This window comes from Sorangiineae bacterium MSr11367, assembly GCA_037157805.1.
Lineage (GTDB): Bacteria > Myxococcota_A > Polyangia > Polyangiales > Polyangiaceae > Pendulispora > Pendulispora rubella.
This window is the reverse complement of the sequence record CP089983.1, coordinates 3,190,266-3,205,272: the sequence shown is the minus strand read 5'-3', so window position 1 is coordinate 3,205,272 and position 15,007 is coordinate 3,190,266. Positions and strand designations below refer to the sequence as shown.

General features: G+C 66.1%; 12 protein-coding genes. 4 read left to right on the top strand and 8 right to left on the bottom strand.

Going from position 1 to position 15,007, the window contains the following annotated elements; all coding sequences use genetic code 11:
• The first annotated feature begins 78 nt into the window (after positions 1–78).
• The gene (locus tag LVJ94_12920; protein WXB08131.1) at positions 79–2,370 is read left to right on the top strand and encodes a protein kinase; all 2,292 of its coding nucleotides are present in this window, start codon (positions 79–81) and stop codon (positions 2,368–2,370) included.
• Positions 2,371–2,564: 194 nt separating this feature from the next.
• Here the strand turns inward: LVJ94_12920 and LVJ94_12915 are convergent, their stop codons facing one another.
• The 3 genes from LVJ94_12915 to LVJ94_12905 are packed head-to-tail and all read right to left on the bottom strand — an operon-like array spanning position 2,565 to position 6,257.
• The gene (locus tag LVJ94_12915; GenBank protein ID WXB08130.1) at positions 2,565–4,037 is read right to left on the bottom strand and encodes an MlaD family protein; all 1,473 of its coding nucleotides are present in this window, start codon (positions 4,035–4,037) and stop codon (positions 2,565–2,567) included.
• 47 nt (positions 4,038–4,084) lie between these two features.
• Positions 4,085–4,480, bottom strand: a complete 396-nt coding sequence (locus tag LVJ94_12910; protein ID WXB08129.1) for a hypothetical protein — start codon at positions 4,478–4,480, stop codon at positions 4,085–4,087.
• 55 nt (positions 4,481–4,535) lie between these two features.
• The gene (locus LVJ94_12905; protein ID WXB08128.1) at positions 4,536–6,257 is read right to left on the bottom strand and encodes a peptidoglycan DD-metalloendopeptidase family protein; all 1,722 of its coding nucleotides are present in this window, start codon (positions 6,255–6,257) and stop codon (positions 4,536–4,538) included.
• 102 nt (positions 6,258–6,359) lie between these two features.
• Between LVJ94_12905 and LVJ94_12900 the strand changes: the two genes are divergently transcribed.
• Positions 6,360–7,121, top strand: a complete 762-nt coding sequence (locus LVJ94_12900; protein ID WXB08127.1) for a tetratricopeptide repeat protein — start codon at positions 6,360–6,362, stop codon at positions 7,119–7,121.
• A 6-nt stretch (positions 7,122–7,127) separates the two neighbouring features.
• Positions 7,128–8,237 (top strand): DUF2062 domain-containing protein, encoded by a 1,110-nt coding sequence (locus LVJ94_12895; protein WXB08126.1) that lies wholly within the window; start codon positions 7,128–7,130, stop codon positions 8,235–8,237.
• On the opposite strand, the gene lipB is transcribed toward LVJ94_12895, so the two are convergent.
• From lipB to LVJ94_12875, 4 genes are all read right to left on the bottom strand, one after another.
• On the bottom strand, positions 8,167–8,952 hold the full coding sequence (lipB, locus tag LVJ94_12890) for a lipoyl(octanoyl) transferase LipB (GenBank protein ID WXB08125.1): 786 nt from the start codon (positions 8,950–8,952) through the stop codon (positions 8,167–8,169). The two genes, LVJ94_12895 and lipB, sit on opposite strands and share 71 nt — an antisense overlap.
• Positions 8,952–10,724 (bottom strand): ABC transporter ATP-binding protein/permease, encoded by a 1,773-nt coding sequence (locus tag LVJ94_12885; protein WXB08124.1) that lies wholly within the window; start codon positions 10,722–10,724, stop codon positions 8,952–8,954. Before LVJ94_12885 ends, lipB begins: the two co-directional genes overlap by 1 nt.
• Before the next feature lie 58 nt (positions 10,725–10,782).
• The gene (gene guaB, locus LVJ94_12880; protein ID WXB08123.1) at positions 10,783–12,234 is read right to left on the bottom strand and encodes an IMP dehydrogenase; all 1,452 of its coding nucleotides are present in this window, start codon (positions 12,232–12,234) and stop codon (positions 10,783–10,785) included.
• Between the two features lie 62 nt (positions 12,235–12,296).
• A complete protein-coding gene (locus LVJ94_12875) occupies positions 12,297–13,802 on the bottom strand; it encodes a response regulator (GenBank protein ID WXB08122.1) in 1,506 nt (501 codons plus the stop codon).
• Positions 13,803–13,854: 52 nt separating this feature from the next.
• Between LVJ94_12875 and LVJ94_12870 the strand changes: the two genes are divergently transcribed.
• Entirely contained in the window at positions 13,855–14,439 is a 585-nt protein-coding gene (locus LVJ94_12870) for a CPBP family intramembrane metalloprotease (protein WXB08121.1), read from the top strand.
• A gap of 25 nt (positions 14,440–14,464) precedes the next feature.
• Here the strand turns inward: LVJ94_12870 and LVJ94_12865 are convergent, their stop codons facing one another.
• Positions 14,465–14,950 carry a hypothetical protein gene (locus tag LVJ94_12865; protein ID WXB08120.1) on the bottom strand — a complete coding sequence of 162 codons (486 nt, stop codon included), beginning with the start codon at positions 14,948–14,950 and terminating at the stop codon, positions 14,465–14,467.
• Between the last annotated feature and the right edge of the window lie 57 nt (positions 14,951–15,007).

The window sequence follows — 15,007 nt, the reverse complement described above, 5'->3', positions numbered from 1 at the left end:
GTACGAGTGCGGAGCGGGCCCAAACCAAAGACAAAGGATGGGAAGTCGGCTTGAGAGGATCGTGTTTCATTTGTGAACGTGAGGGCGAAAGGTAGTCTATCCATCGTGCAAGGCGAGAGTGTGCCCAAACGAGGGGTGCCCCAGCCCATTCGAGGAGGACCGATCAAGTTCGGCCGATACCTCCTCGAAGCGCGCATTGCCGTAGGTGGAACGGCGGAAGTGTACCTCGCGCGGCCCCTTCCGGAAGGCGCCGAGGCTGCCAGCCCGATGTCGAACGGCCCCACGAGTGGGTCCGCGGCACTGCTCATCATTAAGCGCTTATTGCCGCACTTCTTGATCGACCCCGAGGGTCGCACCATGTTCGAGCGCGAGGCTGCGCTCCACACCGCCGTGAACCACGAGAACGTGGTGAAGGTGTTCGGCTCCGGGCTGAGCGACACCGGCGAGCCGTACCTGGCCATGGAGTACGTGGACGGGGTCGACACCTACCGGCTTCTGCGCCGTTTTCGCGGTGACGGCAAGCTGCTGCCCGCGCACGTGGCCGTGCACATCGTGACCAAAGTGCTCGCGGCGCTGGAAAGCGTGCACACCGCCAAGGACGAGGCGGGCACGCCGCTGGGCATCATCCACCGCGACGTGACGCCGTCGAATTTGTACCTGTCGAAGGACGGGCGGGTGAAGCTCGGGGACTTCGGCATCGCGCGCTCGACCCAGCGGGCCACGATGCGCAACGCCGCGAGCGCGATGTTGAAGGGAAAAATCGCCTATTTGGCACCGGAGCAGGTGGCCGGGGAGCCCTTCGATTACCGCGCGGATCTTTTCAGCGTCGCGACGGTGCTGACGGAGATGGCCATCGGCAAGCCGCTTTTTCCCGGTGGTGGGCAGCTCGCCATTTTGCTGGCCATCCGCGATTGCCGGATCGATCCGCTGCGCGAAGCCAAGGACCTGGTGCCGCCGCTGCTCTACGACGCGCTGCTGTGCGCGCTCAACCGAGACCCCAAGGCGCGGTTTCAGTCGGCGGCCGCCTTTGCGCGGGCGATTGCCTCGCTCGATCCGGCGCCCGAGGCGACGGCCACGGAGCTCGGGTTGTACGTGACGCGCGCGCAGATGGGCGTTCCCGTCGATGGAGGGCGCGGGCCGGTGTCCAACCGACCCAAGGGGGTGCCCCCTCCGCTTCCGGCTTCCGCGGGAGGTTTGCGCAAGCGCACACCGCCGCCGCTTCGATCGCCGCTGCGGGATCCGTTCGAGGAGGAGGCGCCGGTCTCGCGATCGTCGCAGCTGCCGGAGCAGTCGCCCGAGCGAACGAGCCAGACGATGGTGCAGAACGGCCAGCGCCGGGCCGACGAGGACGACAACCCCAGCGAGCAGACGACCGCGCAGTATGCGCCGCTTCCGTCCCTCGTGGTGGGGGCCGATGGCGCACGGCGCGGGCCGTGGGCGTTTGCGCGGCTCGTCGAGGCTATCGCCACCGGCGAAGTAGGCCCGCGCGATCGCGTGTCGTTCATGGGGCGCGAGCTCGCACGCGTCGACGAGGTGGAAGAGTTGGTGCGCTTCCTTCCGGCCAAGACGACGACGACCACGAGCCAGCTCAAAGGGCCGGGCGCACCCGATTTTCACGATGATCTGCACACGACCACGATGGTGGACGTGCTGCTGCGCATTCTGGAGGTGCAGGACACCGGGGTGCTCTTCGCCGAGGGCAGCGTCGAAGAGAGCAAGGGCGACGGGAAGGCCACGAGCGGCCGCAAGGAGCTCTATTTCAAGAATGGGAAGCTGCTCCACGTGTCGTCGTCGAACGCGAGCGAGCTTTTCGGCGAGTACCTCGTGCGCCGCGGCACCTTGCGGCGCGATCAGCTGGACATCGCGCTCGACGTTCTTCCGCGCTACGGCGGGCGGATGGGCGACACATTGATCGCGCTCGGCTTGGTCGGCCCGGTGGACATCTTCCGAGCGATCCGTGAGCAAGGCCGCGATCGGGTGGCGGACATCTTCCGCTGGCAACAGGGCACCGTCTCCTTCTACCGCGGCCAAGCCCCGCCCCACGTCGAGTTCCCCCTCGACGTGGAGCTCGCGGATCTGATGATCGCCGGCCTCGAAGCCTCCTGGCCCGACGACTCACCGCTCGAGCGCTACGAGGGCCGCTTCGACGACCGACTCGTGCGCTGCGACCCAAGCCGCCGCGGCCTGATGAAAGCCATCAAGTGGCCCCCCCTCGTCGGCGGCGTCCTAAATCTCTGCGCAAGCCGCCCCGAGGGCCTCAGCGTGCGCGATCTGCTGCAAAAGACTTGCGGCGGGACGCTCGGCTCCGGCGACGTGCTGCGCGCCGTGGAAGTCCTGCTCGCTGCGGAATTCGTGACCTGGAAGAAGTGACCCGCGGGAGAACCGTAGAAGAGGAAACCGCCAGGACGCCAGGATCGCCAGGGGTGAACGGCGGGTGTTTGGGGTTGTTTTCTTGAGCCACAAACTCTCCCCAAACAAAAAACCAGGACCCAGAGGCGTTTCCGTTGGCCCCCCCTGGCGACCCTGGCGTCCTGGCGGTTTCCTTCTTCCTTTGGTGACGCGCGCTATCGACTTGGGGTGGCGCTGCCGGCGAAGGGGAGGATGGTCTTCAGGTCTTCGTCGGTGAAGCGGAGTTGCAAGCCGATGAAGTAGTCGCGCCGGTTGGGGAGGAAGACGTGGTCGACGCCGCCGAGCAGCCAGAGGCGGTGGATGAACTCGTAGCCGACGTAGACGCGGTAGCGCGGTTGGATCTCTTCGCCGAAGCCGAAGAGGTCCTGCTTGAACTCGAAGCGATCTTGCAGCAGGTGCAGGTCGAGCCCCACGCCGCCGGTGGACTCCTTGATGCCGAAACGGCCCGTGAAGGGGCCGAGGCGGCGCGCGAATTGGAGCGAGAAGCGGAAGGCGTCGGTCGTCGTGGTCGTGATGGTGCGGTAGTGCGCCGGATCCCGCGGGTTGGTCGTGTCGACGTCCGTCTGCGTGATGGTCGTCTTGCCGCGCGGATCGTTGATCAACTCGATGACGTAGTACTTGTCCTCGCGCGGCTGCAGTCGCAATTCGACGTAGTTTTTGACGGTGTTCGCGAGGAAGTTGTAGTCCGCGCGCAGTCCGACCACGGCCTGCAGGCGCGTGAGACCGCCCACGTAGTCGTTCACGCCCTCGGCAACACCCTGCACCTCGTTGATGAGGGTCTCGTCCTTCGAAAGACGCCCGAGCGTGCCCTCGCCGCGGTCGGCGCGGCCTGCAACGGTGTCGATGTGCCCCAGGGCGCTTTCGAGGCGCTTGCTCGACTCATTGAGGTGCGTGATGGTCTCGCGGATCTCGGCGCCGGTGCTCCCCTGCCCCGTCTGCGCGGTGATCTGCTTCACGTCCTCCGTGATGACCCGCACGTTCTCGAGGATCTTCGCAACTTGCGGCTCGCCGTTGGCCGCGATGGCCCCGACGTGCTGCAACGTCTCGCGGATGACCGTGCGGTTCTCGCGCACCGTCTGATTGAGCGCGTCGGTGGCATCGGCCAGGTTCTGCAGAATGAGGCGGATGTTCTGGCCGCCCTGCTCGGTGCCGACGGAGTTGGCGAGCTGCTTCGCCACTTCCTTCACCTGCTTGGCGATGTCCGCGACGTCGTTCATGATCTGGTCCGTCGAGGCTTGCTCGACGATGACGTTGATCTGGTCGCCGTCCTTGAGGCGGCGGTGGTCTTCGGTGCCCGGGGTGAGCACGATGACGCTTTCGCCGAGGAGTGACGCGTTCTTCTTGCCGATGGTCGCGTTGTCGTAGAGCGCCACGTCGCCGTTCACGCGAACGTCGATGCGGGCCATGCCATCCTCGAGCTTGATGCGATGGATGGTGCCGACGGGGATGCCGGCGATGGCCACGCGCGAGTGATTCGCGAGACCGGTCGCGTCCTTTAGCTTCGCAAAGATGATGTAGTTACCGCCGCCCGCGACGTCTTTGCTGACGGTGCGGTAGACGAAAAAAGAAGCGGCACCGGCCAAGACGACGAACGCTCCGACCTTCGCCGCCTGCGTGAGCTTCGCCATGAAGCGCGGAGGCTATCAGCCTTCGCGCCAGAAGGGGAATATGTGGGTCAGCCGTGATAGAGCTTGCCGGGGTATTTTTGTTCGAAGTGCCGGATCACGAGCTCCCCGAGGCCCTCGATCGTGCTCCCCGCAATGGCGCCCTTGACCCCCCACCCGATGACCGGAATGAAGTTGGCCCCCTCGTTGGCCACGGCTTTCAGGCCGACGCTCGCGAGCTCCAGGCCTGCGCCCAGCATGAGGATGTCCGGGCGGGAAAGCTCCTCGCCGTAGACGCGGCCCACCCAGTAAATCATGTGCGCCTCGAGTGCGCAGAGGCCGGCACTCGTCGCGATGGGAACCGGGAGCACCGCCCAGGCCGTGCCGAACAGAGCGTACTTGTGGATCAGGGACCGCGCCTTCTCGCGACAGGTCTCGCCGGAGGAACGGAGATCGGTACCGGACATTCCTTTAAGGGTAAGGCAAAGCGCGGGATGCGCCAGTGCGGCGTTTTGCCCGGCGCTAGTGCGCTTCCATGTCGTCGAGGATCTCTTCCGTCTCGTCGGGCTTCGGAGCACCCGCGTCGGCGGCGGCCGGCGGCGGCTCGGCCCCGGCGGGGAGACCGATTCCGTCCAGTTCGGTGTCGAGGCGCTTGCGCTCCTCGTCGAACTCGGCGCGCGCGAAGCTCGGAAGGACGCGGACCCCGTCGAGCTTGAGCGACAAGGGATCGATGAAGGCCCCGCGGCGCTTGACGGCAAAATGGAGGTGCGGCCCAGTCGCGCGGCCCGTCTGGCCGACGTAGCCGACGAGCTGACGGGCGTCGACGTTCTCCCCCGCGTGAAGGCCTGCGGCGAAGCGCGAGAGATGGCAGTACGAGGAAATGAGGCCGTTCTTGTGCTCGATCTGCACCATGTTGCCGCACGGACCGCCATCGCCCGCGTGCTTCACGACGCCGTCGGCGCTCGCATAAACGGGGGTGCCCGAGGGTGCGGCGAAGTCGACGCCATTGTGCGGGATGACGATGTGCAGCGTCGGGTGCTTTCGCTTCGGGTTGAAGCGCGAGGAGATGCGCGAGCCGGGCAACGGAGCACGCCATCCACCGCGGTAGGGACGCTTGCCCGCGGCATCGTAGTAGCCGCGCGCGCGGCGATCGTTCACGTAGTGGTAGACGCGTATGGGCGCAGCCGGTTCGGCGCCCGCCTTGCCGGAGGGCGCGGGAAAGTACTCGACGGCGTTGATGTCCGTGTAGCGCGTGAAGGCGCCGTCGATGCGCTCCTCGGTGGCGATGACGCGCAAGCGCGCGCCGGGGCGCACCTCCGCGAGCTCCGCGTGGCCGTCGAGTGCATCGTCGAGGGACTCGAGCAACGAGGGATCGAACCCAGCCTTCTTCACCGACTCGCGCAGATCGCCCTCGACGGGAAAGCCCGCCGTCACGTGTTTCTCTTCGACCGCGAGCTCGAGCTTCTTGCCTTCGAGCACGCCCAACTCGCTCTCGCGGGCCTGCCAGATCTGCGAAGGCGACTCGACGTACTCGAAGGCCAGCACGTGGGTCTTGCCCTTTTTGCGGGCGACGATGAACGTGTGCTTCGGCAGCGCGCGGTTGAAGTTTCGCACGTTGCGGAACGAGTTGAAGATGCGTTGCGCCTCGTTGCGGTTCACGCCCGATGCGGCGAGCGCCGTGACGAGCGGTCGCTTGCCGACGGCGGCTTCGACGATCTCGATCGACTTGTCCTGCGCAAGCTTCGCGATGCGCCACTGCGGTTCGTGCGGGGTGTTGGGCCGCTGCGACGTGGGCGAGCTCACGGTCGCTTCGGGCGCCGCGGCACTGGGCGACGCCGACGGCGATGCGGAGCCCGTGGCGAGGCTGGCGCTCGGAACCGGTGCCTTCGACCGGAACGGTGCCACGAAGATGAAGTAGGCGGCGATGAGCACGAGGCCGACGATGGCCGCCAGCATGGGCTTGTCGAAGCGGAACCGTCGTCGAGGAGGCTGAACACGCTCGAGCCGCGGGGACGGTGCCGGGGCAGCATCTTCCTCGCCGCCTTCGGCCTCGTGCGATGCGTGGCCGTTCTCGTCCGAGGGTTCGGCGTCGGCGAGCCCGTTGTCGCTCGAACCATTCGCAGCGTCGGGCTCGTTCGCATCGCCATGGCTCACGCCCGCGCCCTCGACCTCAGCTGCTTCGGGCGCATCCGGAGCGACGGGCACATTGGCTCCATCCTCCTCGGGCTTCTGAACGTCCTCCACTCATTCGCGCCTTAGCCTCGGTAGCGATGATCCGCAAGCTTGGAATTCGTTTGGAACTTCGTCAGCGTCGCTCTGAAAGGGGTGTAAGATTAGGTGGCTGCCATGGATGAACGCCTCAAGCAGGTCCTGCTCCTCGGCCGTGAACACTACGCAAAACGTGACTTCGAGAAGGCCGAAGAGCTGTTGCGTGAAGTGCTCAGCGCCTCGGAAGATCGCTTCGCCGATGTGCACGACATGCTGGGCGTGATTTGCCATTCGCGCGGTAACTACGTGCAAGCCGAACGGCATTTCGAGCGAGCTCTCTCGATCAACCCCGCGTACACGGAGGCCGCGCTGAACCTCGCTGTGACCTACAACGATCGCGGCAAGTACGACGCGGCCCGCGAGGTGTACACGCGCATCAAGGGCAGCCCGATGGGCACGGTGCAGACGCTCGATCCGTTCGCCCGCGGCAAGCTCGCCAACATGCACGCCGACCTCGCGCAGGCGTACGCCGACTTGGGGCTCACACGCGAAGCCATCGGCGAGCTCGAAAAAGGTGTGACCTTGTGCCCCACGTTCGCGGATCTCCGCACGCGGCTCGGCAACATGTTGCACCACGAGAACGATCTCGAGGCGGCGCGCGTGCAGTACGAGGCCGCGGTGGGTGCACGCCCCGAGTACGTCCCCGCGCGGGTGAAGCTCGGCGTGACGCTGTTGGCGCTCGGGCTACCGAACGACGCCGAAGACGCGTGGCAACGAGCGCTGGCCATCGAACCGGACAACGCGCAAGCAAAGATGTACCTGCGCATGTTGCAGCAAACGCGCTCGAAGGAGTCGCTCCGGGCGATGCCTGTCGCGAAGAAGGCGCCCGGGAGCGGCTGATACGGCGTGAGTACGGCGGAAGTTCGAGCGACGTCGTGGAAGGAGACCTTCCGCGCGGCATGGAAGCGTCTCCGCGGTGGCGAGCTGACCCCTGCCCGCGCGGCCGCCAGTGTGGCCGTGGGGCTCGCCATCGGCGTGACGCCACTCTACGGGGCGCACTTCTTTCTCGTGGTGGGCGTGTGCGTGCCGTTGCGGCTCGACGTGCCGGTCGCGTACTTGGCGGCGAACATTTCGCTGCCGTTCATCGCGCCGTTTCTCACCTTTGCGGAAATCGAGATCGGCGCGCGCCTCCTCGACGGGGCCTTCCTGCCGCTGACCTCGCGCGAGGCGATGCTCGCCCACGGGACGAAGCGGTTCCTGAAGGAGATCGCCGTGGGAACTTTGTTCTTCGCGCCGGCGATGGCGGCGCTCGGTGGAGCCCTGACGTACGTGATTGCCTCGGCCCGACGGAAACGCAGCGCGTTCGACGAGGTGGTGGATCGCGTGGCCGAGCGCTATGCGCGCGGCCGGAGGTTCACGCGCGGGTACGTGACGTCGAAGATGACGCACGATCCGGTGGTGCGGGCGGTGCTGGATTTGGCCAAAGCGGGAGGCTTTGGTGCGGTGGCGGACGTCGGCTGCGGGCGCGGGCAGCTGGGCATTGCGCTGCTCGAGTCGAAGGGCGCGTCCAGCGTCGGCGGCGTCGATTGGGACGCGGCGAAAATCGCGGAGGCGACCAAGGCGAGCGAAGGGCTGGCTGCGACGTTCGCGGTGGGCGATCTGCGCGAGGCACCGCGGGAGGCGTGCGACACGGCGCTGCTCATCGACGTGCTGCACTACTTCACCGAGGAAGAGCAGGATGCGCTCTTGACCCGCGTGGCGGGGCTTGCGCGCTCACGCATCGTCATCCGCGATCTGGATCCGGATCGCGGCTGGCGCAGTCAGGTGACGCGGCTGCAAGAGACCATCACGACGGGCTTGCGCGTCAACCGCGGGGCGAGGCTCTGCATTCGCCCCATCTCCGCCGCGACGCGCGTGCTCGAGGCCCACGGATTCCGCACGGAGATCACGCCGTGCTGGCAGGGGACTCCATTTGCGAACGTTCTGCTCGTGGCCACCAAGGCGCCGAGTCCTTGAGGCGAACGTTCGCGTCGAACACCGCCTCGACGTGGGGGAGTACCATCTTGGCCAGCTCGGACACCGGCGGCGCATCGCGATCGAGTGCTTCGAGCGAGGCGACGCCGTACTCCGTGATGCCGCACGGCACGATGAGCTGAAACGCGCGCAGATCGGTCGACGCATTGAAGGCGAAGCCGTGCATGGTGACCCATCGCGAGAGCCGCACGCCGATGGCGCCGATCTTCCCCGGGAAGACGCCCTTGGTCTCCGGTTGGCCGTCCCATGCCTCGGGGTGTTCCAAGTCGACCCACACGCCGATGTATTTGCCGTCGAGCATGTGCGCCGCGAGGCCGAAGTCCGCGGCGAGGCGGATCATGATCTGCCCGAGATCGCGCACGTAGCGGCGTACGTCGCAACGGTCCGGCTTCAAATCGAAAATCGGGTACGCCACGAGCTGGCCGGGGCCGTGGTACGTCACGTCGCCGCCGCGGCCCGTCTCGTGGAAGTCGATGCCGAGGTTTGCGCGCGCGGCGGCATCGAGCAACACGTTGTTCGCTTTGGCGCCCCGGCCCAAGGTGATGACCGGCGCATGTTCGAGCAAGAGCAACGTGTCGCCGATGGTGCCGGCGATGCGCTGCTGCACGAGCTCCTGCTGCAGCGCATGCGCCTCGGCGTAACGGATTCTTCCCAGCCAATGGGCATCGATGGTTCGCACGGCGTTGGACTTTAGCATCAGAGGTAGCCTTGCGCCTGCAGCGAGAAGAGGTGCGCGTAGCGGCCATTCCGCACGAGCAGCGCCTCGTGGGTCCCCTCTTCGACGACCTGGCCGTGTTCGATGACCAAGATGCGATCGGCCATGCGCACCGTGGGGAAACGGTGCGAGATGAGGATGCTCGTCTTGTCGCGGGTAAGCTCGCGAAAGCGCTCGAAGACCGCGTGCTCGGCCTCGGCATCGAGCGCGGCGGTGGGCTCGTCGAGTACGAGGATGTCGGCGCCTTCGCGCATGAAGGCGCGCGCCAGTGCGATCTTTTGCCATTGGCCGCCAGAGAGTTCGACGCCGTCCGCGAACCATCGCCCGAGGGGCGTTTCCAAGCCTTGTTTGAGGCTTGCGACCACGGCCTCGGCCCCGCCTTTGTGAACGGCGCGGCCGACTTGGTCGACGTCCTCGAGGTCATCGATGCTGCCCAGGCCGACGTTCTCGCGGGCGGTGAATTGGTATTGCGCAAAGTCCTGAAAGACGACGCCGATGCGCCGGCGCAGATCCGATTCGTCCCACTCGCGGAGGTCTTTGCCGTCGAGCAGGATGCGCCCTTCGGTGGGCTGGTAAAGGCGTGTGAGGAGCTTGATGAACGTGGTCTTGCCCGCACCGTTTTGGCCAACGAGGGCCAGGCTTTGCCGCGCGGGGATGACGACGTTCACGTGCCGGAGCGCCCATTCTTCGCGGCCCGGGTAGCGGAAGCCGACGTTGTCGAAGTGGATGCCGCGCTCGGCTACGGGGAGCGCGGGCACGGGCATGGGCGCGGACACGTTTACGGGAGAGAGGGGCGCGAGGTAGGCGAAGAGGTTGGACATGTACAGGTTGTCCTCGACCATTCCGCCGAAGGCGCCGAGCAGCGACTGAAACGCTTGCTGCCCCTGACGAAAGGCCACCATGCCCAAGGTGAGATCGCCCAGGGTGAGCGTGCCGCGCACCGCGGAAAGGGCCATCGACGCGTAGCAACCATAAAAGGTCAGCGTGGCCAGCATGGAAAGGAGGTAAGCCCACTTGGCCGCGCGCTTCGAGAGATCGGTGTCTTCGCGGTAGAAGAGCTCACCGATGTCGCGGTAGCGCGTCAAAAGGTGCGAGCCCAAACCGAAAAGCTTTACCTCTTTTGCGTGCTCGTCGTTGGAAAGGACGTATTCCAAGTACATGAGCTTTCGCGATTCGGGCGAACGCCAATTGCGCAGGCGGAAGGCCTGCGTCGAAAAGCGCATTTCGGCCACCGTTGCGGGAATGGCCGCGAGAAGCAGCGCCGCCACCGCCCACCCGCTGAACCGCAGCAGCAACGCCGCATATCCAAAGAGCGAAATCACGCTTTGCAGCATTTGAAACGCGCGCGTGATGACCGACAAAGGCCGCGACGAGGCCTCGCGGCGGGCCTTGGTCAGCCGATCGTAGAACTCGGGATCCTCGAAGTGGCGCAACTCCAAGGTCGTCGCCTTCTCCAGGATGGCCACGTTGATGTCCAATCCCAGACGCGCGCCCACGATGCGCCGCACCAAGCTCAAAGCCTGCGTCGACCCGGCCAGTGCGGCCACGAACCCGAGCTCCGTGAGCACCCAATGCCAGGTCACCTGCGCATCGCGCGCGACCACGGCGTCGACGATGCGCTTGCCCACGTAGGCGATGGCCAGCGGCAACACCGCATTCATGACGGTGAGCGCGCCGATTCCCAGCGTGCCCACCGGCGACGAGCGGAAGACGAGCCCCAACGCCTTCGGCGTATGTTCGAAACTGCTCCGCAAGGTCGACGTGAAGCTCCCTGCGGGCGGAGGCGCTCCCCCCTGAGCGCCCGGTGGAACTCTAGCTGCGGTAATTCGGAGCCTCCTCGGTCACGATTACGTCGTGCACGTGGCTCTCGCGCAAGCCCTGCGACGTGATGCGAAGGAAGCGCGTGTTCTTGCGCAGCTCCTGGATGGTGCGGCAGCCCGTGTAGCCCATGCCGCTGCGCAAGCCGCCGACGAGCTGGTACAGGATGGACGCGAGCGAGCCGCGGTGCGGAACGCGCCCCTCGATGCCCTCGGGCACGAGTTTCTCGTCCGCGGTGCCCGACTGCCCGTAGCGATCGCGCGAACCCTTGCGCATCGCGCCGAGGGAGCCCATGCCGCGGTACACCTTGTAGCTGCGGCCCTGCAGGAGCACGAGATCGCCCGGCGATTCGTCGGTGCCCGCGAAGAGCGACCCGATCATGACCGAGCTGGCGCCGGCCGCGATGGCCTTGGTGACGTCACCCGAGAACTTCACGCCGCCGTCCGAGATGATGGGCACGTCGTAACGATCGGCGACGCGGGAGCAGTCCGCCACCGCGGTGACCTGCGGGACACCGATGCCCGCCACCACGCGCGTGGTGCAGATGCTGCCCGGGCCGATGCCCACCTTCACGGCGTCCACCCCCGCGCCGATGAGCGCCTCGGTGGCCTCCGCGGTCGCGACGTTGCCGGCGATGACCTGCACGTCGGGGAACTCCTTCTTCGTCTCGGCCACCGCGTCGATGACCCCGCGCGAGTGCCCGTGGGCGGTGTCGATCACCAGCACGTCCACGCCGGCCGCAACCAGCGCCGCGGCGCGCTCCTTCCGATCGGGGCCCGGTCCGATGGCGGCCCCCACGAGCAGGCGACCGCGGCCGTCTTTGATGGCCAGCGGGTTCTTGTTCGCCTGGAGGATGTCCTTAATCGTGATGAGCCCGGCGAGCTTGCCGCCATCCACCACGAGAAGCTTCTCGATGCGGTGTTGGTGCAGGAGCTGTTTCGCCTGATCGAGCGGGGTGCCCGGCGGGACGGTGACGAGCTCCTTCGTCATGAGCGCGCTCACCGGTTGGTCGAGGTTGCGCTCGAAGCGGATGTCGCGCGCGGTCAAAATGCCCACCGGGTGGTCACCCTCGGTGACCGGAACGCCGGAAATGTCGTGCTCACGCATGATGGCGAGCACTTCGCGCAGCGACTGCGACGGCCGCACCGTGACCGGCTTGCTGACCATGCCGCTCTCGGCGCGCTTCACCCGTTCGACCTCCGCGGCCTGATGCTCCGGCGGAAGGTTCTTGTGAATGATGCCGATGCCGCCTTGCCGCGCCATGGCGATGGCGGTGCGGGCCTCGGTCACGGAATCCATCGCTGCGCTGAGCAGCGGGATATTGAGCTCGATCTTCTTCGTCAGACGCGTCCGAACGTCGGCGTCTTTCGGCAAAATCTCGCTGTAGGCGGGGAGCAGGAGAACGTCGTCGAAGGTCAAAGCCTCGCGCAGGGTATCGTCCAGCATGGTGCGCCGTGTTTTGACCCTAGCGAGACCTTTCGTCAACGCCCCCGACCCACTCTCACGGCCTATTCCGGCACCTTCTCCCCGGCGCTGGTGCGTTCTTCGCGATAATCGTCGAGGTGCTTGCAGAAGACAGCGGCCACTTCCGGGTCGAATTGCGTGCCCGAACAGAGCTCGATCTCGTTCACGGCGACCTCGTGGGGAAGTGCGCGCCGGTAGGCACGATCGCTCGTCATGGCGTCGTACGTGTCGGCCACGGCGATGATGCGCGCGATGAGCGGCACGTCATTTCCCTTCAAACGAAGGGGATAGCCGCGCCCGTCCCATCGCTCGTGGTGCAGGTGCACGCCCGGGATCAGCGGGTGCAGGAACTTGATGGGGTCCAGAATGTCCCGCCCGTAGCCGGGGTGGCGCTTGAAGATCTCGTACTCGTCCTGGGTGAGCTTGCCCGGCTTGTTCAAGTTCATCACGCAGCCGATTTTGCCGATGTCGTGCATCAGCGCGCTCTGCCGCACGGTTTCGACGACATCCGGCGGTAGGCCGAGCCGTGTGGCCAGATACACCGCATACAGAGCGACCCGCTCGGAGTGGCCCGAGGTGTACCGGTCCATCTTGTCGATGGCGCGGGCCAGCCCCTCGATGGTCTGCTGGAAGGTGGCCCGCAAATCCTCGTACAGGCGCGCGTTCTCGATGGCGGCCGCGGCCCGCGAGGCCACGATGGAGAGGAGCTTGCGCTGTCCCTCGTCGAACTTGCGCGTGCGCGTGAAGCTGGCGACCGCAATCCAGCCTAGAAGACGCGTTTTCATGCGCAAGGGCACGGCCAAGAGCGACTTGAGCGGCACCTCCGCCTCCTTGGCGAAAAAGATGCTGCCGCGCGTCCCCTGCTCCAGAAGCGTGGAGTCGTGGGCGAAATGATCGAGGAAGGCCTGGGCCGAAAGCTGGCCCATGTCCGCGTCGATGGCCGTCTCCGGTGAGGGCCCATCGGCCTGCGTGAGGCGCTGGCGCTCGAAGTAGCCGCCCTCCCCGTCCTCGAGCCACGTCGACACCAGATCGCCCCGGATCTCGTGCAAGGCGGTGTCGCCCACGGTGGCCAGCACCTCGTCGAGCGAAAGGCTCGCCGCAATGGCCTCGCTCACCTTGTAGAGGCTGAGGGCTTCACGCAGGCGCAGGTTTTCGGCCGAGAGCCTTTGCTTCTCCAGGCCGCGCTGCACGACGTGGATGACCTCCTCCACTTTGAACGGCTTCAAAATGTAGTCGTACGCACCCCGCTTCATCGCATCGATGGCGGTTTCCACCGTGCCGAAGCCGGTCATGATGACGGTAAGGGCATTGGGTGCGGTCGTCGCGATTGCATCGAGCAGCTCGATGCCGCCCATGCGGGGCATCTTCAGATCGCTGATGACCATGTCGTACGGCGCGGCCGTGAGCTCGGTGAGAGCGGCAGCCCCATCCTCGGCCGTTCGCACCACGTATCCTTCCATGCCGAGAAAATCTGCGAGGATGTCGCGAATGAATTTTTCGTCGTCGACAATGAGCACACGCGGACGCTCATCGTGCAAAGGCTGACCCATCGAGTGTACGATTCTACTTGGATCACGCAGCATCGGGGTGATCGCAATGACCATGCGGGTACTTTTTGACGGCGCCGGCGACGCCACGGAGAAATACCTCCTCGGCTTCGTGTATCTGGTCCTGGCAGCCGCCGGTGCCGGCGTCTCGCTCGCGCTGGGCCAGAGCCCGGTCACCATGCCTCCGTGGCTGCCCATCGGGCCCGAGACGGGGATTTGGGCCAGCCTGGCCATGGGGGCCTGCCTGGCCGGGGCCACGATCGTCGCCACCCGCTTCGTGGTCAGTCGATTTACCTGGGCACGCGCGCTTCACGTAGAACTCCGCCCGGTCGTTCGACGTCTCCGCGGCAGCTCCATCGCGGCCATGGCCCTCGCAAGCGGCATTGCGGAAGAGATACTCTTTCGCGGGGCCTTCCTGCAGGCCGTCGGCGGCGTGTTTGGCCTCGTGGTGTCGTCCGTCGCGTTCGGCGCCTTGCATCAAGTGCGGGGTGCCCGGTGGGTTTGGGCCGGCTGGGCGACCATCATGGGCCTCCTGCTCGGGTCCGTCTTCGCCCTCACCGGCAACCTCGCCGGCCCCATTGCGGCGCACGTCGTCATCAACGCGGTCAACCTACGCTTCTTGCGCGATCACGACCTGTGAGCCTACGAGACAGCGACGAAGCGTCTCACGGCTCGACGAACTCGGCCCCCTCGTCGTAGCGACTGCGGTCCGCGCATTTGGCCCGCACTTCGTCGACGGTTTTGACGCTGCTCTCGAACTCCGTGTTCTTGGCCCGCTCGAGATCGCTGACGTCGTAATACCAGTCATAGACCTCCGAGCCATCGTCGTTGGTGATCGACAGCTTGCAGCCGCCGATGATGCCCTCGCGCGGGCAGCGCCCTTCGATCGAGTGGGCGTGTTGGTTGTCCCGGCAATCGTCGCCAACCTGGGAGACGGCCACCGTGTCGATGACCTCCTGGCAAAACCCGGCAGGATCGGCCTCCGGGCCCTCGCCGTACCGGCGATCGCACGCCACGTCCCCTTTGCTTCCGACGACGTCACCTACGACGCTCGCCACCCATCCACCTGCGCGACAGCTCGCCGTGGCCATCACGAGGATGGCCATCGCGGCGAGTACCCGCGGTACTGCCTTGGTTGATTTCTGACCCATTTCGACACACGACCCCCGCCTCGTTTCCAAGAACGAGTGGCTCCCTCCCTTGTTCGA